At 54.5% G+C, this 22,649-nt stretch carries 13 protein-coding genes; 4 read left to right on the top strand and 9 right to left on the bottom strand.

The genetic code is table 11. From position 1 onward, the window contains the following. Nucleotides 1-109: 109 nt before the first annotated feature. Together ACSYSS_RS01820 and cydB are read left to right on the top strand one after the other, a co-directional pair. Nucleotides 110-1,627: a cytochrome ubiquinol oxidase subunit I gene (locus ACSYSS_RS01820; RefSeq protein ID WP_491703809.1), complete on the top strand. Its 1,518-nt coding sequence runs from the start codon at nucleotides 110-112 to the stop codon at nucleotides 1,625-1,627. Beyond that, nucleotides 1,624-2,628: a cytochrome d ubiquinol oxidase subunit II gene (gene cydB, locus ACSYSS_RS01815; RefSeq protein WP_491703808.1), complete on the top strand. Its 1,005-nt coding sequence runs from the start codon at nucleotides 1,624-1,626 to the stop codon at nucleotides 2,626-2,628. Before ACSYSS_RS01820 ends, cydB begins: the two co-directional genes overlap by 4 nt. A gap of 143 nt (nucleotides 2,629-2,771) precedes the next feature. Here cydB and ACSYSS_RS01810 read toward each other — a convergent pair whose 3' ends face one another. The 6 genes from ACSYSS_RS01810 to ACSYSS_RS01785 all read right to left on the bottom strand — a co-directional run bounded on the left by ACSYSS_RS01810 (nucleotide 2,772) and on the right by ACSYSS_RS01785 (nucleotide 18,555). Next, entirely contained in the window at nucleotides 2,772-6,788 is a 4,017-nt protein-coding gene (locus ACSYSS_RS01810; RefSeq protein ID WP_491703807.1) for a BspA family leucine-rich repeat surface protein, read from the bottom strand. A gap of 97 nt (nucleotides 6,789-6,885) precedes the next feature. Beyond that, a complete protein-coding gene (locus ACSYSS_RS01805) occupies nucleotides 6,886-10,596 on the bottom strand; it encodes an InlB B-repeat-containing protein (RefSeq protein WP_491703806.1) in 3,711 nt (1,236 codons plus the stop codon). A gap of 445 nt (nucleotides 10,597-11,041) precedes the next feature. Next, a complete protein-coding gene (locus ACSYSS_RS01800) occupies nucleotides 11,042-12,160 on the bottom strand; it encodes a class C sortase (RefSeq protein ID WP_491703805.1) in 1,119 nt (372 codons plus the stop codon). 212 nt (nucleotides 12,161-12,372) lie between these two features. Continuing rightward, nucleotides 12,373-14,373 carry an isopeptide-forming domain-containing fimbrial protein gene (locus ACSYSS_RS01795; protein WP_491703804.1) on the bottom strand — a complete coding sequence of 667 codons (2,001 nt, stop codon included), beginning with the start codon at nucleotides 14,371-14,373 and terminating at the stop codon, nucleotides 12,373-12,375. An 836-nt stretch (nucleotides 14,374-15,209) separates the two neighbouring features. Next, a complete protein-coding gene (locus tag ACSYSS_RS01790) occupies nucleotides 15,210-17,930 on the bottom strand; it encodes an HAD-IC family P-type ATPase (protein WP_491703803.1) in 2,721 nt (906 codons plus the stop codon). A gap of 235 nt (nucleotides 17,931-18,165) precedes the next feature. Then, a complete protein-coding gene (locus tag ACSYSS_RS01785) occupies nucleotides 18,166-18,555 on the bottom strand; it encodes a cupredoxin domain-containing protein (protein WP_491703802.1) in 390 nt (129 codons plus the stop codon). Nucleotides 18,556-18,988: 433 nt separating this feature from the next. On the opposite strand from ACSYSS_RS01785, the gene ACSYSS_RS01780 reads away from it, so the two are divergent. Next, nucleotides 18,989-19,228 (top strand): metal-sensitive transcriptional regulator, encoded by a 240-nt coding sequence (locus ACSYSS_RS01780; RefSeq protein WP_491704170.1) that lies wholly within the window; start codon nucleotides 18,989-18,991, stop codon nucleotides 19,226-19,228. A 150-nt stretch (nucleotides 19,229-19,378) separates the two neighbouring features. Here the strand turns inward: ACSYSS_RS01780 and ACSYSS_RS01775 are convergent, their stop codons facing one another. From ACSYSS_RS01775 to ACSYSS_RS01765, 3 genes are all read right to left on the bottom strand, one after another. Beyond that, complete coding sequence (locus ACSYSS_RS01775) at nucleotides 19,379-20,002, bottom strand: dihydroxyacetone kinase family protein (RefSeq protein ID WP_491703801.1); 624 nt, start codon at nucleotides 20,000-20,002, stop codon at nucleotides 19,379-19,381. A gap of 234 nt (nucleotides 20,003-20,236) precedes the next feature. Continuing rightward, nucleotides 20,237-21,247, bottom strand: coding sequence for a dihydroxyacetone kinase subunit DhaK (locus ACSYSS_RS01770; protein WP_491703800.1), 1,011 nt, complete (start codon nucleotides 21,245-21,247; stop codon nucleotides 20,237-20,239). 709 nt (nucleotides 21,248-21,956) lie between these two features. Continuing rightward, nucleotides 21,957-22,160, bottom strand: a complete 204-nt coding sequence (locus ACSYSS_RS01765; RefSeq protein ID WP_491703799.1) for a hypothetical protein — start codon at nucleotides 22,158-22,160, stop codon at nucleotides 21,957-21,959. Between the two features lie 66 nt (nucleotides 22,161-22,226). Between ACSYSS_RS01765 and ACSYSS_RS01760 the strand changes: the two genes are divergently transcribed. Beyond that, a complete protein-coding gene (locus ACSYSS_RS01760; RefSeq protein ID WP_491703798.1) occupies nucleotides 22,227-22,598 on the top strand; it encodes a hypothetical protein in 372 nt (123 codons plus the stop codon). Nucleotides 22,599-22,649 lie beyond the last annotated feature (51 nt).

Below are 22,649 nucleotides of genomic sequence, written 5' to 3'. Positions count from 1 at the left end.
TCGGCATCTGACAGAGACGAATCATGCTCACACCTCAATGATCCGTGGGGCCATAGAGCAATGAGGGGCTGAAATGACAGTATTGGGACTGTCTCGCATACAGTTTGCGATGACAACCATATTCCACTTCTTCTACGTGCCATTGACCATCGGCCTGGCCTTCGTGATCGCAATCATGGAGACCATGTACGTGGCCACGCGCAAGAAGATCTACTTGAACATGACGCGCTTCTGGGGGCGTATCTTCATGCTCGGCTTCGCAGTGGGCGTGGTGACAGGCCTCATCCAGGAATTCCAGTTCGGTATGAACTGGTCGAACTACTCGCGCTTCATGGGCGACATCTTCGGCGCCCCACTTGCCATCGAAGCTCTCCTCGCCTTCTTCCTGGAATCCACGTTCATCGGAGTCTGGGCATTCACTTGGAACCGGTTCAAGCCTGCGGTGCACGCCTGCTTCATGTGGATCATCTGGCTGGGCAGCACCGTCTCGGCGGTGTGGATCCTCTCGGCCAACAGCTTCATGCAGCACCCGGTCGGCTTCAAGATCGACCCGAACACCGGCGCCGCGCGAATGACGAGTCTCTGGGCCATCATCACCAACCCGCAGCTTTGGCGCGCGGTGCCCCACGTGTTCTTCGGCGCACTCATGACGGGCGCATTCCTCGTGGTGGGCATGAGCGCGTTCGGCCTGCTCAACAAAAAGCAGATGAGCGCCGCAACCGCCATCGAGACCAAGGAATTCTACGTCAAGTCCCTGCGCCTGGCTGCGGTGGTCACCGTCATCTCCTCGCTGCTTGTCATCATCACCGGCGACCTGCAGAGCGTGCAGGTGGTGCGCGACCAACCCATGAAATTCGCGGCGATGGAGGGCATCTACAAGAACACGAAAAGCCCTGCCCCGTGGATGGTCATCGGCCTGATCAACGAGCAGGCGAAGACGAGCAAAGGCATCCAGGTGCCGGCCCTGCTCTCGCTGCTGGCATACCACAGGCTCTCCGGTTCGGTGAAGGGCATGACAGCCATCAACCATGAGATGCACGCCAAATTCGACTCGCAGTTCGGATCGCGCGTGAACTACTACGTGCCCGCCACCACGCTGTTCTGGAGCTTCCGCATCATGGTGCTCATCGGCTTCGTCGTGCTCATTCTAGCGGCACTGGCCCTCTGGTTCACCCGCAAGTCCAAGAACACGCTGGCCGGCAGCCGTTGGAAACTTTGGGTGCTCGGCATCTGCCTGTACCTGCCGTTCGCGGGCAATACCGCGGGTTGGCTCATCACCGAGCACGGCCGCTACCCCTGGCTGGTCTACGGACTGATGACCATTGCAGACGGCATCTCGCCGCGCATGACGGTGCGCAACCTGCTGACCACAAACATCGTCTACTTCCTGCTCTTCGTGTTCCTGGGTGGAGTGATGATCTACTACTCGCGCAAGACGCTGCACCAAGGCCCGGATGCAACCGATGCGGAAGACGTCGACGGCACGACCAAAGCCAGAACGACAGCCGGGAAAAACCAATCAACACAGAAAACATTGACAGCGCAAGCAACAGCGCAGGTGGTCGAAAGCGCGCATGAGGCACAGCCCGCGCAAGTGATCGCACAAGGAAAGGCGGAACTGGCATGAGCTCCCTGACATTTGAACAGATTCTTTGGTTCGCGGCCATTGCGCTGCTCTTCGCAATGTTCCTCTTCTTCTCCGGCATCGACTTCGGAGTCGGCATGGCCACCAGATTCGTGGCGAAGAGCGACGGCGAACGCACACTCTACATGCGAGCCGTGAGCCCGCACTGGAACGGCAACGAGGTGTGGCTCGTGGCTGCTGGCGGCACCATGTTCGCCGCATTCCCCATGTGGTACGCCTCGCTCTTCTCCGGTTACTACATGCTGCTCTTCCTCATGCTTGTGGCGCTCATCGTGCGCGGCGTCTCCTTTGAATTCGCCGGCCACGCGGACGCCGGGGCGGAGCGCAGTTTCTGGCAATGGGCCAACTTCTTCGGCAGCCTGCTGCCGTCGTTCTTCTTCGGCATGTTGCTCGCCAGCCTCATCCAGGGCGTGCCCGTGGATGATATGGGAAACATCTGCGCCAACTTCGGCGACGTGGTGAACCCGCTCTCCGTGGTAGGTGGCATCACACTCACACTGCTCTGCTTCGTGCACGGACTGCACTTCCTTAGCCTCAAGCTGGGCAAGAAGCGCTCAAGCCGCATGCTCAGCGTCAGCCGCAAGGTCTATTGGGGAGTCGACGTGGCGCTGGTGGTATTGGTGGTGCTCGCGGCTCTGCAAACCGACTTCCTCAAGAAACGCACCGCCACCACCATCGCGTTGCTCCTAGTCATCGTTGTTGCCGTGGCAGCCGCCCAGCTGGCGGCACGTGCGCAGCACGGCGTACGGGCGTTCGTCTGCTCGGGAGTGACACTGCTGGCGTTCACGGCGTTCGTGTTCAATGGCATGTTCCCGCGCACCATCATCTCCAACGACGGCAGGCACGACCAGGTGTACTACCACGCCGCAGCCTCCGCCTACACCCTGCACGCCATGGCGATTGTACTATGCATCCTGCTGCCGATCGTGCTCATCTACTTCGCCTGGAGCTACTTCATCCAGCGCAAGCGCATCGAAAGCTGACGAAGCGTAAGGCCTAGCCGGTAAAGGCTAAATAGCCAAAATCATTCAATAGGACCATGCGACTGAAATATACACACCTACGAACGGGCCCGCTCACTACGTATATTGAGTGAGCGGGCCCGCTTGCAACGGCAACCAGCGAATCAGCGCTTGCTGCGCACCTTCATACTGATTACCTTGCGACGAAGGAACACCGCGGCAATAACCAGCAACAGCGCTGCAAGAATCCGCAGAAGCAGAATGGCCAACGAACCGGTGAACGGCAGGCCGGACTGCCCCGGCACCGGCACCACATAATAGTCCACTGTAGTGCTTGCCCAGCCCGGATCGGCCTTCTGCACCGCGTTGCTTTGTGCGTCTCTCAGCGCATTGTTCTTAGCCTGAGTTTCAGCTGCAAGGATAGCAGATTTCTCCATATCCTCGTCAGACCAAGGTGTCACTCCGTCGTCCTGATACTGCAATGGAACCACACCGGAGCCATCGCTATTACCAGATACATTTGATGAATCACCCACCTTGCCTGCGGAAGTCTTCACTTGAGCACCTGCCTTTGCATTATGAGCCGTGGCATAACCGGTAAACGAACCATCAGCATTCTTGACGGCATATTCATTATCGAAGGTAATGGCACTCTCATCCGAAGTCACCGAAATCTCAACCGGCCGGTTGCCGTTATCGAGCAACTTTGGGAACTGTTCCAAGGAACCGTCGCCGTCTACCTTGCTCCAACCAAGCACCTTCGTGGGCGACGGAACGCTTGGAGCGTCAAGAGTACGCCCAGCCCGCAGATAAAATTTCGTCGGCTCCTGAAGAACGTTGTCCGGAGCACTTGAAGTGGAGTTAGTCTTGTAAAAGCCAATCATCACAAACGGACTAAGCTCGTAGACCCCGACTGCAGGCACGTTTCCGGAAACAGAGAACACGCTGGAACGACGAATAAGCTCGTTCCAAGAGAACGTCTTGTCGTCTTGGCCGGTGCCGACTGTGATATCACCACTGCCAACGGCGGACCACTTCTTGTCCGCGGCATTCACTGTGATGGGTTTCCCATCAGGACTCATATCGCCATCTGGGTAAGAAAGAGCATAATTCGCATCCTCGTTTGTATTAAGAGTAACATTCTGCTCTGGATCGCCCGTATTGCTGCGAACGGAATCCAAATCCTTGAAATAATCGGACTGGAACTTCTTGCCCAAGCAAATCCTATTGAGCCAAGGCAAGCCGGAGAACATGTTGCGATACCGGTTATCAGCCACTCGTTCCTTCTGAGCGGTGAAGTCGTAGAGCACGGACGAATCAAGCGCATCGGCATCCAGCTCGATGAGCCCTGTGCAATCGGCGAACATCCCTTCGAAATGATCCACATTTCTGGTGTCGAACGATGAAATATCAAGCTTATGCAAGCTTGAGCAGTTGGCGAACATATGACGCACATCGCCTCTGCGTACATTACCGTATATATCGTTGCTTGACAGCGCCATCTGCAACCCACTGAAATCGGATTTCAGCTGCCCCGCCTGATTCGTCAGACCTGTACAGTCTTCAAACATGCTATGCACGTCAACCAAGCTGGTGAATGCCTTATCGTCTTTCGGCATGGAAAAGACAGCCAGATTCATATCCGAGTAAAACATGCCGGCAGCGTCAGTCACACCGCTGAAATCAACTTGATTGCACACCGTTCGTACAAATGCGGGGATGCCAGTATGACTGAACATGTACGATGTGTCAGTCAAACTTCGAGAGGTCGTTGTGCCAGCCATATCCAACGACCGCAACTCGGCACAGCCACTAAACATTCGGCTCATTGAAGTTACAGCCGTCAATGTAGAGCCCTGAGATTGAAAAATCTGCAGCTTTGAACAATTGTCAAATACACCTTCCATGTTCCCCAGATATTGCACGTTAAGATGATTCATCCATACATTTTCCAGCGCCGTGCAACCGTTAAGAATCTCACCAATATCACGCAGATCCGGAATATGGAGATTACTAGCGTCGAACCATCTCAGACTGGTATCACCCTCGAACATCTTCACAAGTCCCTCGGCTTTTGAAAGATCCACCTGTGCATTCTCCGCAATATCGTCAGCAGAACAGGTCACCTTCTTCTGATCAGCCTCATCATCAGGATAACCCACGGAACCTGGCGCATTGGCTGGAACTCCGGCATAGCAGGAAAGCCGAACATATTTTAGTTTCGCGCAATTTGAAAACATACCCTCCAATGAGGTAGTGTTCGTCAAATGAAGCGAAGTCGCGTTGAACGCAGTCAGATTCTGACAGTAGCTGAACATATAATCGGCTTTGTAAATACCCGTCATATCAAAGTTCGAGCCAATCTGCAGATCATCGATTCCCGAGCCAGAAAACATATAACTGGCATCAATCCCCGGTACATTATTCCCGTTATTGTCCTTGATGACTTCACCACCAGCAGGAAGACCTGGAACATCGCCTGAAACCAATTGTCCTTGATCGTTGAAGTGAGGGAGAATGAAATTTCGGCCGAGAAATGTATGACGCAAAGCCTTGCAATTATGAAACATATAGCTCAGGTCGGTGACATGCGCAAACACTGCCGCATCTGGCTCAAACCGCTGAAGATAATTACAATTATCAAACATACCGCGAGCATTCGTAACGTTGATTCCACCTACAATCCCTGGTGTGAATGAATACAGATGGGTATCGTCAAACATGTAGGAAACGTCCTTCAAGGCATTGGCACTCAGACCGCCTACATTGGCACCATATATGTCCTTAATATGATCAGCATCCTGATGGATACCTAAATGCTCACAACTTTTAAACAAAGAGCTCACAGAAATTGCGCCATTGATATTCAGGTTTTTGAGGTTCGCAGTTTCCAACAGATAGCAATACTGGAAAGTTCCTGTCAAATCCGACACACCGCTAATATCGACATGCTCCTGTGGCGACGGATGCTGCGAAGACAAATCAATCGTTGTCAATGCAGAATGGGCAAACAGACTAGACAACTTGGCACCGGCAGGAAACACTGCCCGACCGAGAAAGTCAAGAGTACAATCCAATCCGCTTCGCTCATCCTTGCCTTCAGCGCCATCAATGCCATCAGTATGTGCCACACATGTTTTTGGAGCACTGGTCGAAGTCCCACCGGCAGCTGCAAGACCTTCGACCATGCCGATGGATGCGTCGTTCGCGAACATGCTTTGCCAAAACACAGCACTGCTTATCTCGGCCAAGTTCTCGTTATCAGCCTGCTCATTGATCGAATCACTCGCAATCTGCCCAGCCGTCACATGCGCGATATTGCCAAGTCCCTCCACAGTCCGCAGATTCGGAAGAAACTGAAACAAGCCAGCTCTACGTTGATGACTATCCGGTGCAGGAGAGACCAAACCATAATCGTTTGAGACCAGCTTTGTGCTCCATGTCGGCCAAATCTTGCGAGGATAGGCCACGAGACAATTATCACTTCCGCTACAAGCTTGGCCGTCGGTGGTCTCAATCTTCGCCTTCGTCACCGAAACGCCAACGGAGACGAACTGCTTTGGCACAGGGTGCTGAGCATTCGGTGCTGCAGCGTTGGCATCAGACATGTCAGTAAACGTTTGGGCCGACATGAGCCCTGGCTCATCTTGCGGCAATTTACTTTTTACCGCTTGCCCATAAACTGGATTCTTTGGATCTATTGCAGCAGTCTCAAGCCAAGAATAGCTAGGAGTATCATTGGCTGGCTTAATCTCCAAGACACAGTCATCGCCGAATTTCGCTATCTGCCACTGGTAGCCATCGGCATTTGGAGAGGCAGGCCCACCAACTCCCCAATTACTGCTCTTCGCAGCATAACACACACCCAGAGCCGGTATGTCTTTCTGAGAAACCGACATATTGGAATCATCATACATACCATCATTCAGCTGACTCGCAGGATCCAGAGGGTCATAATCAGTATCACTGAGAGCCCCAGCACTCCGGCTTGCAACAGCACGAACCTTATGCGGTTGAGACGAAGAGGGAACCGAGCCTGGCGCCGGCGAATCGGCAGCAGACGCACTGATGGAGTTTGGCAAGATTGCAAAACCAGCGCATACAGTGGCAAGTGCAGCCATAACTGCACAACACACCTCTATGACGCGCCACAGCCCGGCTTTCTTACAACGTTGCTCCATAGCATTACTCCCTTGTCAATGATTACTCTACACAATCGACACAATGCTGTTGTGCCTGCAGCTGGGCAGCGGCAGGCACAACACATCCTCTAAATCATCAGACTATCTTCACTGCAAACTTCATCGTGTCCACCACGTTCGTGTTTGCATGCCGATACCTGACAATCAGCTCACACTCGCCTTTACTGCCAACGGGCATAATTTTCCAGTTGTTGCTCTGCAAGCGCTCAATCGGAACCTTCTGTCCGTCGAGCTTCGCCGAGATGACGACAGGATCGGGCTCCGGATTGCCACCCTCGTTGCGCAGCCACCGGAAGTTCACCGTATCGCCTTGCTTGAATATGAGCGTGTTCAGTGAAGGCCGGGACCAATGCGCCGTCAGCGTCAAGTCGCCCGACACACGGTCAGTAGCGAAGTCAAACGGACGATTGCCGTCGAACCAGCCATCGAAGATGTACCCGTTGCGGTGCGGGGTGACAGGGACCCTCACCAAATCGTCGGCATTGGCAAAGTACGGGGCAGCCACAGGCACACCATCATTCATCACGTACTGAATCAGATACTTTTTGGGGCTGATGGTGACATGCGACTCCTCGGACTTGTAGCCGCCAAAGCTGTACTCCTGGAATGCCGTCGCCACGGCCGTGCCCCTCGCCAGCAGCTCGTCCGCAAGCTCCGGAGCCCTCACAGCCAACACAGTGGACACGCCACGCTCGTTGCCCTTCAACGGGTTGTACACGTCCATCGCACCGCCCGCGTCGCAGCCCGACTGCGAGCCGTCCGCGTTCGAGCTTACCGGCCACGTCACCAGCTTGAAATAGCCCGTCAGGTCCGACTGCAACGCCTTCGCCTTCGCGAAGTCGACGGACCCGTCAGCGTTCTGCGCCGGGGCCAGGCTCCCGTCCGCCCTGCGCGCCACCAGCCTCCGGCCATCATTGTACTGCACGTACTGCGAACCGTCCTCACTGCCCTTGTTCGCCACCGTATCCTCAAGCTGCGCCTCCGGCGTCAACGCCTGCACCGGGAACCAATGTCCGTTCGTCGCCAGGCCGATCCACTGGAAATAGTACTTCGACACCTCCGAGCACGCGTTCCTCGCCGTACCCTCCGACGGATTGTACCAATCCACAAAGAACGACTTCGCCGGCGCCGTGCCACGCGGCTCCGTCCTCGTGGCCAAACCATTGTCCGTAATCAGACCCCAATTGGTCTGACGGCCACTCCACAGCTCGCTCGGATGGGCGTTGCCAAGAGTAGTGGCATTATCCCAACCAACAGCCGCAAGAGGGCCACTGCATTTATCGGCAGTGTTCTTGGAATCGCACGCCACACCTGAATAAAGCCGAATAGGATACTTATCCTGGGTAAGATCATTCCAATAGTTGGCATTCACACCATTGATACGCTTAAGCGCCTCCTTGGCATCCTTGTCGTGGCTATCGCCCACAGGGTTGGTGTCAGGATTAAACAAGAAGTCATCCACACGTACAGGGTCGACACCATCGAAAGGACTGTTGACCACAGCGTAGATGTGGAGCGTCTTCCCGACACCATTGAGGGTGTTCCTCTGGGCACCGGAGTCGTTGTAATTCGTATCGCCTTCCATGGAGATGGTGATGTAATCGAACTTTCCACTGTCATCAGCGGAGATGCCACGAATCGTATACATGGCATCCTCGTTACGAGCCCACCAATACGAAGCATCCTTCATATTGATGCTGCTGTTTTCACCCAGATTGTCACTGCCGAGGGTGTTGACATAGGAAGCGGAGCGCATGGTTCCGTCGGTGTAGTTGTAGAACATCTGCAGACCACACTCACCTATGGCATCACGGCCATAATTCCCCGGATTCCTGACATCGTAGCCAGGCTGGGCACCGCCCACGGGGCCGATGCAGTTGGGGTTCACGTCGCCGTGGGCCACGCGCATCACGAAGTCGGCGCGAAGCTCATCGTTCCAAGTGTCAACCTTGTTGTTGTAGGCCAGCATCTTCACCATCTGAGGCTTATGGTCGCTCGCAGCGAGACCAGTCGCCTTGGTGTGGCGAGAATCGACCTTGAAGGGGACTGCCTTGGCGTCGGAAGGAGCAGACTCGTTGAAGTTGTAACCCTCAAACGCCGTGTCGAGCGTCCAACCTTCAGCCATAAGCTCATCGACCTTGGAAGGATCGTTGGCAGCCATGTATTCACTGATGCCGTTTTCGTTGCCATACAGCGGGTTATAGACCTTGCGCATGGTGTTGGAAGCATTGCTGTCCGCGATGCAGCCGTTGATGTTGCCGTTCCTATCCGTGGAAGTGGGCCAGCTGACGAGCTTGAAGTAGCCGTCGAGACCCTGCTCCTGCTTCGCCTTGGCGAAGTCGATGGAACCATCGGCGTTCTGAGCATCGCCGTCGCCCATGATCGTTCGGTCAGGGTTGCTTTCGAGCGGTGCATTGTAGGACACATCGTTGGCGTCGCCCGTGGTTTGCGGCTTCTGGCCATTGGAAGCCAATGCCTTGGTGTTGATACCCGTTACAGGCACCCACTTGCCATCCCTCAGACCGAGCCACTCATAGTAGAACGTAGACGTGCGCCCGCAAGGGTTGGACTTTTCTTCGTAGCCGGGATTGCCCCACGCAGCGAAGAAGGACTTGGCCGGAGCAGTGCCTGCAGGAGCCTGGGCTGCTGAGGAATTGAAACCGTTGGTGGTCTCCATGCCCCAGTTGGCCTGACCGCCACTCCAAAGCTTAGCGGTGTTATCGTAGCCCACATGGGCCACAGGGCCGGAGCATTTGGCAGAGTTGTTCTTCTCGCCAGGCTTGCACCAAGGGTTGTAACCGTTGATGTCGTAACCGGCAGCCATGTTCGTGGCATAAGCAGGATCGAAGAGCGACTTGCGGGTGCCCACAGTGCAGAAACCGAGACCCCTGCAGGCGTTGACCTCATTGATGCCTTGGCCGACCACCGCATAGATCTTCTGCTGATGAGGCGCACCGCCTAGCTGATACTCGCCGCCATTGCCGCTGAAGTCCGGATAATCCACATCGCCCTCAAGGGAGACGGAAAGATAATCGTATTTGCCGCTCGCCGAAGTAGTGACGCTGTGGATGGTGTAGTAGCAATCCACGTTCTTGGCCCACTGCTCAGCGGCGACCTGCTTGGCCGCCTGCGAATCGGAGGCGGTGCCCAGCGTGTTCATGTACGCCGCACGGCTGAAGGACTCACTGCTATCGTCGTGCAGGTTCCAAGAGTAATAGAACAGCAGACCGGTCTTGCCAGCTGCGTCGCGACCTGTGTTCCCGCTGGCCGTGGCGAGCGGCACTGCGTTGGGATCCACATCACCATGGGCCACGCGAACCACAAAGTCAGCACGCACCTCATCGGTCCAAGTGTCTACCTTGGAATTATAGGCGAGCATACGAGCCAGCGCCGGCTTGTGATCAACTTCGCCTTGCGGCTCAGGAAGAGCCGGCGCATCAGTTGAAGCTGACTTAGAGGAATCGTCATTGCCCTGCGTACCATCAGTGGACTTGGCTGCGTCGTCGCCCTGCTGATCGTTTTGCCCGTCCTGCCCGTTCTCGGCACCGTTCTGCGTGCCACTCGAAGCGTTACCGTCTGTCTTATTGCCGTCGCCTGTATGAGCATCGCCTTGGTTTGCATCACCCTTACCGTCCGCGGGATCCTGACCCGTGACCGTCTGCTGCTGCGTTTGACTGTCATCGACTTGGCCCTGTGCAGGATCAGCCTGCGCAACGGCAGGCGACATTACCATCGCCGCAATCGAAACAACACCGACTGCCAGCCTCCAGAATCTCTTTGCGTGCATAGTTTCACACCTCGTTTTTTAAACTGATATATAAAACATATAACATATGCTGTACTTTTATGATTTACATCTCATTTCATCACGAGAAGAATTATACATATTCAACTCAGCTGACTGAAAATATGACATAATATAGTTAGGAAAATGCTATTTTCAGTGTTTTTAGGCAACACGCCATACACTTGTCTTAATAAATATTGGCTCTTTTATCGATTGTTTTGCAACAAATTTTTAATACATTTCAGCCAATTGAGACCAATTCAAACTAAAATCCAAGATAGTTCAAACGTTTTATGCAAATTAAAATTTTGACGTTCCTTCATCGTTCATACCATATTCAGCATTTAAACGACATTGTCTTGCTACAGACCACGAACCAACCAACGCACTGGCAAACCGTGAATGGCGCAACAGAATGCCAGCTCCATCTTCAAGCAGACATGCACTACGCCAGGAACCAACCACCATGCTCGGAGCCACCGAAATGGTTGCGGGAAACAGCACCATCACTATGCCAGGGCGGCGGAATAAGCGATTTGTACCGTCCAAGCAGCAGCAACGCAATACCCACCAACAGCACTGCCGATGCCGCAAGCAACGCATAGAGCAAGGCATCATGGTTGCCATTGAACTTTGGAATCTCCTGAGGAATTTTGCCACGTTTGGCCGTGATGACCAGACGCTGGGTGTTCACGCCGTAGGGAGTGCAGGTCATCAACGTGACCAGGTCTTTGCCCTTCACCACTTTGTACAGGTGCACGTCCTCGGGCTCGATGATGTGGATGGACTGCACACGGTAGCCCATGGTGCGCCCCAGCGTATCCACGTAGAAGATATCACCCTTCTTCAGCTCATCGATACGGGTGAACAGCAAGGCATCCGGCAAGCCACGATGACCGGTGAGCACCGTGTTCGTGGACTTGCCGCCCACAGGCAGACTCGTGCCATAGAGATGGCCCGAACCATCATTCAGAACTTCCTTGGACGTGCCATGATAAATCGGCAGCTTCAGCGAAATCTTTGGGATGCGGATAGTGCCCATAACCCCATGTGGCCCCTTCAGCAAGGACTGATACTCGGCATCCTTCTGAGATGTCGTCTTCTGGGTCGGGCCACCATTTGAGAACGGATCGGGAACCTCACCCAATGCGGTCTGGCCGGAGGCGGCAATACGCTTGTTGTATTCCACAGCCGCATTGTAGGCAGCGACCGTCTTTCCTCTGGGCCATTTAGCTATCTCATGAGTAGCGTCATCCGAGCGGATGGCCTCGGCACGCGCATTGTAGGCATGCATGACCGGTGTCCACAACGCCAAGACGATAGCCAAAAGAATGAATACGTCGCGAATGACCTCGACCACAACCTGGACTGCGACAGCCTTCCATTGGTTCAGCGGCTGCATCAACTCAGTGAACGTCTGGAAGACAGGCACACCGTCTACAACCACGGCAGAGCCAGGAGCGTCCACGGGGTCAACCGTGCCCTGGAGGATGTCAACAACCGCGTCATCTTCATCGTTGCCGCGTTTCAGCTCGTGGCCCTCATGCCCATACTTTCCAGCCACCGCACACCCTCCAATGGATTCAGTTGAACACGGATACCCTCCGCATTCAAATACAACGCATATACATAGTGGTGCCCGCTGCCGGGCAGAACCCGACACCAGACACCACTTATTCATATCATTACTGCTACAGGCTCACACAGCAGCCCGCACTGCAGTTTGCGCACTGTCATCGCAGGATGCACGGAGAACGCAAACCACATTCTCACAGGTCACTTGGTCTGAGCCAGACGTGCGCGCTTACGCACCACTGTGATGCTCACTGCCACACCGCCGCAGAGCAGGGCCAGAACCGCGACGAGAATCGCCCCTGCGCCACCGGTCATAGGCAAGGCACTTATCGAATCGACGTTGAACACATCAATCATCGCGGTATCCATCTTGGTGGTATCCCCAGTACTCGAGCTCACACGCGGGGTGTGCTCCTTGGTAAGGCCCCAGACATCAGTCTTCAAGCTATAGTACGGCGGATTGGAAGTACTCTCACCGGTGATGGTGATACTGAACTTGGGCAGGAAACCACCCAACATGCCTTGAGCACCTTTTACCTGCTTAATCGTATATGTACTGGCATCCAGCCCCTCCAGAAGGACTTCGCCCACGCCCACGCTGCTACCTGTTGACGCACTGGTTACTGTCGGAATCTCTGTGACATCAGCCCTAGCAGCGGAATCAGCAACACGATAAGCACCAGGCTTGTCCGCATCCGCAGTGAATTTCACCGCTTGCCCATCCTTATAAACAGTGAACGCAGCACCCTTCAACGCAGTAGTGGTACCAGACTTCTTGTTGAACAGGTGAACATTCTGAGGAACGAAACTGACCTTATGTTCAGGAGCCGGCATGTCACCGCAATTATGATTGGCCGCGCTAGGCACACAGCTTGGGTCGCTGTCAGTGCTATGAGTCAGCTGTGCACCGTTATGCGCATCGGTCAGGCTCGTCAGCTTCATCTTGTACGTAATCGTGATTGTCTTGCCGAACGTGTAATGCGAACCGATCATATCAAAGACAAACCGAATCTTACTGACGTGCCCACTTGCCTCCACGGTTTCATACACATTAATGGTATTCGCCGCAGGAGCAGCATCACTAGTAGCGTTCTTATATACCTTCACCGTCTGAGGAGTAGTAGTACCGTCCACTGTGACTTTTGGATCCGTACTTGTATCCAAATCCAAAGCATTCGTAGGCGTATCGGCAATTTCGTACGTGTAACGGCTATAGCCTGAAATCTGTGGCACGGAACCCGTGATGACGAACTCATAGTTATTGCCGATTGTAGGGTTCGCCACTTGGCCGACTGTATCATTAGGGTTACTTGGATCAAGCGCTACACCCTTGTTGATGTCCGGCCCCTTAGTAGGGTTACCATCATTCGTCTTCACATCGGCAGTGCCAAGCTGAGGAGCCTCAACATCGTTTGCATCAGGCAAGAACCTGTCAGGAGCAGAGGAACCAGCAAAAGTGCTGCCAATCAAAATCGGGATGGAACGAGGAACCTTGTCCAAATTCGTATCACCACCGGTCTCAACCACGATATACATACCAGTCGGTACGGTGAGCGACGCGTCATAAGGAGTATCCGGATCACTCGGATTCTCAGCAGTATCCGCCGTAGCCGACACATTCCCCGTGGCATTCAGCCAACTCTTGAAATCTGCGTTAGTAGACTGCAGTTTAGAAACAAAATCACGAAGCTTGCCGGAATAAGGCTGTCCATCATGTTCTCCAGCCACCCCTGTACTGATGTTTGACGACGAATCACCATTTGGTGTGGCGCTCGTATCCGTATGCGGATACCCGAGCCAATTGCCTGCAATCCACTGCATAGGATTATTCGCATACTCTGTACCTGTTAAATCAGGGCCACCTGCGGCATTGATAGCACCCACCATGGCAGTATTGATGGCAGTGGCATTGGGGTCAGTCGCTGTATCAAGTCCCTTGAGGGAGATACCAGAAATTCTCTCTCCGTTAGCCGTCGTTTCAGAAGCCGCCTGATCATATTGGGCCAAACGAAGCGCAGTGAACGTACGACCTTGCTGCGACTTCTTAATAGTGATCGTGCCATTGCCTGCAACATTGATACGCGTCTGATCGCCAACAGCCGCATTGGCGGAGACAGCCGTAAGCGCTCCTCCTGCCAGCAAGGTCGCAGCGGACAGCAACAATCCTGTTGCAGCACGCCACACATTATGTTTAATCTGCATTATCTCTCCTTTTACTCTAGAGCTTTTGCCACAACCTCATTGGATGACAGTGCGCAAACAGACACACGCCCGCCGCACATTGCAACTGAATTGGCCAATATCAAAGAACAACGCGCACGCAAACCTTGCATTCGCCTCCGTTACTTTCGATTTGTCGGTTGAACAGCAGATACGCTTTAAGCATAGCAGAAGATACATAAATCACATTCCAAAAGTAGTTAACTGACATCCCATCTTTGTTTAAGCCAGTTATTCAGCCAATTATTGGGCAAAAACCAATTCCCGATCCGCTTCATTCAGACATCAAACGACACACCTGAGTGCCAAAAACGTGATTCAATGAACGGTTTACTCACAAATTGAAATTCATTTGCATATATAATCCATCATATTTTTATGATATGTCTTATTTTTTCGGATTTTCTTTCGTCGATATTGAAAATATTCCTTTTAAGCATCTATTATTGTGATAGAAATCACATATAAATATTCATTTAGCTAGTTACTTCTTTTTTATTTGTCTAAAATATATACTGTATTTTTATTATATTTACTCTGATTAATCGATTAGTTTCACGAATTCAACGGTGTGGAAGACACCGTCTGAACGGATGCTTCCTACCGACCTAAGCGAACATTAAATAAGCGTCAAACCTTTTGCCACAATACAATGATTTGACGAACGGTATTAAGAACCTGGTAACTGCCTACAGACGCTAAACAGCATCTCGACCATACCCCGTCAGACCTAAGAGGACCAATCAGATGTGATTCAAGATGCTGTCCGTTCCCAGCTACCGCCAAAAGCATGCGTAACGTACTCCGTGGCACCGAACCTAAGCCGCGTACTTGGTGGGATCGGCAGCGAAAGCGCTGGCGCAGTTCTGACTGCAGAAATAGTACGTCTTACCGTTGTAGTCCTTATGAGAATAAGCGGTGTTCGGATCGATGCTCATGCCACAGACCGGATCTTTGACGGTGTCTGCAGAGCTGTTCATATTCATATCCATGGTTGTTCCTTTCACGTCGGGCTGTTGACCCGAACCGGTTGAGTTGGTGTTTCCTGTTTTGTTATGCATCGGTTCGCCGGAAGACGAACCAACAGATTGATATTGGGTGAAGCCGTTTTGAGACGTATCCCCTTCATTTTTTGTTTCTACCGGGCGATGCACACCCTCATCAGCAGAAGCGCTTGCTGCATTCCGAGCTGCATGCGGGGCCGCGGCCGTGCGATGATGCCGCTCGAATTTGAGGCGCTTCGGCTTGACCGTCGCCGGGTCGAAACTGCGCAGCCGGTTGGCGTTCAAGACCACCGAAAGCGAGGAGAACGCCATGGCGGCTCCGGCTATCATCGGGTTCAACATGACGTGGAAGAAGGGATACAGCACGCCAGCGGCAATGGGAATGCCGATGGCATTGTAGCCAAATGCAAAGCCGAGATTCTGCTTGATGTTACGCATGGCGGCGCGTGAGAGATCCACGGCAGTGACCAAGCCAGTCAAGGAACCGGAAACCAACGTGACATCGCTGGACTCTATGGCCACGTCGGTGCCTGTGCCGATGGCGAAACCTACATCCGCCTGCGCCAAAGCCGGAGCATCGTTGATGCCATCCCCCGTCATTGCCACAGTGCGGCCCTCAGCCTGCAGACGCTGGATTTCGGCGGCCTTACGCTCCGGGCGCACGCCCGCCAGCACATGAGTGATACCGACCTTGGCCGCCATGGCCTGCGCCGTCGTTTCGTTGTCCCCGGTGACCATGACCACGTCGAGTCCACGCTCTTCAAGCGCGGCAACCGTTTTGGCGGAATCCGGCTTGACGGTATCGGCGATGGCGAGCACGGCGGCTATGGTGCCATCTATTGCCACCAGCACGGGCGTCTTGCCCTCAGCGGCATAGGCATCGGCGACGCTGGACGGACCATTGGGGGAAGGCGCTCCATCGACGGACACATCAACCGGCAGCACATCATGCGAGTGCGAGCCAACAAACCCGAGGACTCCCTGCTCCTTCATCAATGCAACATTGCCCACAACCACGGTGCGGCCACCCACACTCGCCACAACACCACCACCGGGTGTCGATGAGAAGTTCTCCGCCTTGAGGAGTCGCAACTTTGCGGCCTTCGCCGTCTCGACCACGGCTTGGGCCAACGGATGCTCGGAACCACGCTCAACGGCGGCAGCCAACTGCAACACGGCATTACGTGTCAACGAGGAACCTTCTGAGACCTCAGAATCCGTGGAGTCCTCGGAATTTTGGGATGTTTCAGGCATGCTGTCACCTGCATTACCGGCACTGTGTGTTGAACCATTTGCACCGGCCGTTGCACTCACCAACGCAATATCCGTAAGCTCAGGCTTGCCACGGGTGATGGTGCCCGTCTTGTCAAGCACCACGGTATCGACCTTACGCGTGGTTTCCAGCGCCTCAGCCGAGCGTATCAGTACGCCGTAGCGCGCCGCCTTGCCGGTGGAAATGGTGACCGAAAGCGGCGTGGCAATACCCAAGGCGCACGGGCAGGCGATGACGAGCACCGAGACCGCGGAGACTAGGGCGTACAGGCCTTTTGGAGCAGGGCCAACCAGCCACCAGACCACGAACGTCCACAACGCAATCACGATGACGGCCGGCACAAAATAACTGGCGATTTTGTCTGCAAGCTTCTGGATCGGGGCCTTGGAAGTCTGAGCCGTGCGCACCAACTTGATGATCTGCGCCAGCATGGTGTCGCTGCCAACCTTCGTGGCGCGGTATTGCAGCGTGCCGTTGCCATTGATGGTGGCACCGGTGACCTCGCTGCCTTCTTTCTTGGAGACCGGCATGGACTCACCGGTAATCATGGACTCGTCGATGCTTGAATTGCCCTGGATCACTGTGCCGTCAACCGGCAGCTGCTCACCAGGGCGAATGACCACCACGTCTCCCACAGCCACCTGTTCGGCAGGAATCTCCTGCTCTTTGCCGTCCCGCACCACGCAAGCGGTCTTTGGACGCAACTTAATCAGCGCCTTGATGGACTCCCCTGTGCCAAGACGGGCGTAGGCCTCGAGCAGCTGACCTACGAGCATCAACGTGATGATGGTGCCGACGGCCTCGAAATATGGCTCGCGAGCGCTTGGCGGAAGAATCTGCGGGAATGCCATGACCACTACGCTGTAGCCGTATGATGCCGCCGTACCCAGCGCCACCAAGGAGTTCATCTCCGGGCTGCGATGTACAAGTGCCAGCCAGCCAGTGCGATGAATGGGCCAACCCGCGTAGAACATGACCGGTGTGATGAAAACGAACTGCACCCATGGGTTCGTGAAGAACGAGACCAACCCCGCTGGCAGCCAGCCGAGCCACATATGGAACATGGCAAAGAAGAAAACCGGGATGGTGAGCACGGCAGCCACGATGAGCCGGCGCTTAAGCGTACTTATCTCGCGCCTACGCACAGCGTCGTCATCATCGGCATCGTGGTCGGGGCCGGCACCCGCACTGGCAGCGGCAGCGTAACCGGCATCGGCATCGTGGTCGGTGTGAGCTGACTCGACTTTTGCGGCATCAGTCATATCTTCTCTTCCTTTGTCTACAGACATTCGCGCCTGCCTCTTTCATCCCCTGACCCAAACGGTCAATTCCCGGGGTAAAACCAACCGTCTGAATCAGACTCTTTCGTTCCCCGACCCAAACGGTCAAATCCAAACGGCAAACCAACCACTTGGGTCAGGCTCTCTACGACCGCTGACGTAAGCGCTCATTCCCCGCCATCGATCTGACCATTTGTGTCAGCATTCTTTCTCAAAGTCATTGCGCCGGAAGCACCTTGACCATGCCATGGAGCATATTCATGCCGCAGGCGTATGGCAAATCACCCGCACGTTTAGGCGTGAAGCTAACGGTCGTGGTTTGGTAGGGAGGCAACGTCTGGTCGATGCCAAGGTCGCTGAAAACGACGTGAGACGAGCATTCGCCGTCTTCCTGACGATCGAATTGAAGCTGCACCGGCGAACCAGCATGCACTTCGACCACCTGAGGCGTATAACCTCCCTTGACCACGATGTGAGCGGTTTGCACATTCCCACTACGCGTTGCCTCGGCTACCTTGCGTGGTGCGAAGAAATACCAGACCACAAATGCGGTCACCGCAAGCGCTACAACAACCACTGCAACATCCGCCGTAAACATACCGTTCATACGCACCCTCAGTTCATTAACCGTATTTCATTAGCTGTCAGCTACAGATTACGGTTACAGTATACCCCCTAGGGGTATACTAATTGCATGTTTACCGATAGAGGAACCGCCAATCGAAGCTGGAGACAAAGCACACATGACAAAAGGAGAAACGATGACAATACGGCAAACAGACACGACACCACATCAAGAGAAAACTGCCACACCCCATACAAGCTGCGGTACCAACGGAGACAGTGGCCACGCCGGAAACTGCTGCAATAGTAACAACAATGAGAAAATCAACAACGCTAACGACAACGAAAAAAACGCCAGTTGCAACGATACCAACGGGAATGGGGGCAATGCCGGTTCCACAAATTGCGGAGTTCAGGAAAGCAACATCCACACACACTACGGATACGCGGGTGACAAAAAGAAATTGGTGACGCGCATGCGACGCATCGAAGGGCAGGTGCGCGCCATCACCAAGATGATTGAGACCGACACCTATTGCATCGACATCCTCACACAGATCTCCGCTTCGAATTCCGCGTTGAAATCGGTGGCACTGCTGCTGCTCGAAGACCACCTCAACAGTTGCGTGACGCGAGCGGCAGCCATGGGCGGCCCAGTGGCCGACGAAAAGATGGACGAGGCCGTGGCCGCCATTACCAGACTAGTGAAATCGTGACCTGCGGGTCAACTCAACCCAGCCCACACAACCGCAGTAACCATTTATCCCATTTTCGCATATCGCAGTAACCATTTGTGACGATTCCCCGAGATTTCCGGGATAAATGATTACCGCCCTCCTGCGGAAACGGGATAAATGATTACCGAACTACACTGCTTGAGCGAACGCCTTGAAAACGAACGAGGCCACCTTGGCACCTGGATCTTCGATGGCGCGCGAAGCCTCGCCGTGGGCGGCGGCCTTGCCGAACTTGGCCAGCATGCCGACCGTGGCCTTGCTCCCCTCGTCTGCAGCCTTCGCCGCCTTGCCCGCAGCATCATGCAGCGAGTCACCAGCGGCAATCGCCGTCTGCAACGCCTTGACACCAGGGTCAAAACCGTCGAGGAAGGTCTTGTCGCCAAGCTTGGCCTTGCCCAGGCGCACCACACCGGCCTCATAGGATGCGAACAGCGTGCCCCAATCGGCATCTTCGAACTCCGTCTTGCCGCGCAGATCCTTGGCCGCCTGCATCAGGCCGGATGCCATGAGCGTACCCATGGTCGACGGTACCTTCGAGCTCATCGTCTTACCTGCGGCGTACAGCAGTTTGCCGAGGTCGGGCTCGTCGGAATCTCGCGCGCACTCATACGCTGCGGTAAACCCATCCGACATGGTGAGCCCCAAATCGCTGTCTCCCACCACACCGTCAATCTTGATGAGGTAATCCTTCTGCTCGGTCATGATGTTGCTGGCCTGATGCAGAAACTCGATGATTAATTCTCTACTGGTCATTGTTCCTCTTTCACTGTTATTCCACGACTGTTATTCCACGATTTTCATATGCCGCGCTTACCTGCCAACGCCACTAAGCCCGAACAGGAAACGGGCATACCACGATGCATTCGGCGAAACACACCGCATGAGGCATCGCCTATTCCGAGATCCCCTTACGCACCTTCGACAAGTCGATCACGCACTCAAACCACCCAGGCAGATTTCCAGGTCGCGTCAATGCGCGTTCCCGATCTACTGCTGGACGAAGAACGGGGTCCGGGCAGGCGCGTCCAGGTACTTCTTGAGTTCGTCGTCAAGCTTGAGCAGGGAGATGGAGACACCGGCCATGTCGATGGCGGTGGCGTAGTTGCCCACATAGTAACGGTAGACGTTGATGCCCTTGGCTCCGAGATACTGGTTGATGGCGCGGGTGACAATGTATTGCTCGTCGAGCGGAGTGGAGCCCAGGCCATTGACCATCACCGCAACCTCGTCGCCACGTTCGTACGGCAGGTCAGGGACGATCTTGCCGAGCATCTCCTCCACGATCTTGTCCGCAGGCTCCAGCTTGCCACGGCGGATGCCGGGCTCGCCGTGGATGCCCATGCCGATCTCCATCTCGTCGTCGGCGATCTCAAAGCTCGGCTTGCCCACGCGCGGCACAGTGAGCGAGGAGAGCGCCACACCCATCGTACGCACATTGGCCGCGGCCTTCTGGGCCACACGTTTGACCTCATCGATGCCGAGCATGGCGTCCGCCGCCGCGCCTGCGCATTTGTAGATGAAGATGATGCCGGCAACACCGCGGCGGGTGGTCTTCTCGCCGGGTTTGACCGCTGGACCGGAAGCCACATCATCGGCCGCCACCAGCGTCTCGGTATGGATGTTTTCCTCGAAGTCGGCCTGCTCGGCGGCCATGTCGAAATTGAAGATGTCGCCGGTGTAGTTGCCGTAGATGTAGAGCACGCCTGCGCCGGAGTCGACCTCCTTGGTGATGGCGAGGATCTGGTCGGGGCTGGGACTCTGGAACACGTCGCCCACGCCGCAACCGTCGAGCATGCCCTTGCCCACATAGCCCAGGAAGAGCGGCAGATGGCCGGAGCCACCACCCGTGACCAGAGCGACCTTGCCCGGCTTCTTGTTGGCGGTCACCAGGCAGTGCACATCATCGCCGACGTGCGTGATCAGATCCGGATGGGCAATATAAAGCCCCTCCAGCGTTTCCTTGACATAATCCTCGGGCTTGTTGATGATCTTCTTCATGGATCCACACCTTTCCTCGGGCGCAAAGCAAGGCAGGGCACTGCCGATGTGGCTCCATTGACTTCCTACCTCACCAAACGCACAAGCCCATCATAACAACGCGGACGAATAGCACGGAAGATCCATGAAGCGGTAACCATTTATCCCATTCCAAACCAATCCAGCATCCATTTATGACACTTTTACGATTTTTAGGGATAAATAGCTGTCAGACTGACCAAAAATGGGACAAATAGCTGCTAATCCCGCGCAACACACCGACAGAGCCGACTGTTTTCCACATTTGCCAGCCAGTTCGTTCTTTTCAGATTTCGCTAGCTACCATCAATCTTATGACAGCCAATCACATGCACCCACGACAGCCTCCGCCTTGCTTCCGCCAAGCCCACGCCGAACATCGCTGCATCATCGCCTCATCAAGCGCAGAGACCAAACTGCTACGGCGTCGCTACAACAGCGGCAAACTCATCGAGCCTTACTGCGGCGTCTACGAGGAACCTCAAATCTGGAATGATCTCAACGCTTCGCAACGTTCAAACCGCGTCTGTGCAGCCCTGGCAATCACCTACCCCTACTGGACTTTCGCAGCCCTAAGTGCAGCAGCGATATACGGCTTTTCATACCGACATACACTCCATCACAACGGTCAGATCTACATCGCAACGACATACGGCCGAAACCTACATCGACATAGGCGACTTCGGTACATTCAGATGCAATCCATACCCACAACCACATACCGGGGCATCAACGTCACCTCGGCGGCGAGAACCCTCATCGACTGCGCAATACGATATGAGTTCCGCGACGTGCTCCCCATGTTCGACTCCGCTTTGAGAACAGGGGCAACAACCAAGCAGGAAATCCGGAAATCGACTCCACCATTCATCCCCGCAGACAGGCGAACCACCATACTCAGACTCCTCAGATTCTGCGACCCAGCAAGTGAATCAGGGGCGAATCGACATGCAGAGCGGTCATGCTGGAGTCCGGGTTCCCTGTACCGCAGCTACAGGTCGAACATCCGAACCCATACACTCCCGGCCATACGTTCAGAACCGATTTCGAGTTCACCACATCCAACGGCAAGACCGTTGTAGTTGAATACGACGGCATGCAAAAATACGTGGATCCGAAAATGACGCACAACAGAACCATCAAGCAGTCCGTGCACCGCGACATTATGCGCGAACGGGCGCTATACGAAGACGGCATCGATCAGATTATTCGATTTGATTACGTCGACGTGATGCACCGGCAACCAGTCATCAATGCACTGCTGACCGCGGGAATCCCCCCCAAACCGGACCACTCGCCTAGTAACCATGAATCCCATTTTTGTGTAGCCTAGCAACCATTTATCCCCGAAAATCTGAGGAAAAAGGATAAATGGTTGCTAGGC

This window comes from Bifidobacterium sp. ESL1118 (genome assembly GCF_058505595.1).
The sequence above is the reverse complement of the archived record's forward strand: the minus strand, read 5'-3'. Positions and strand labels throughout refer to the sequence as shown.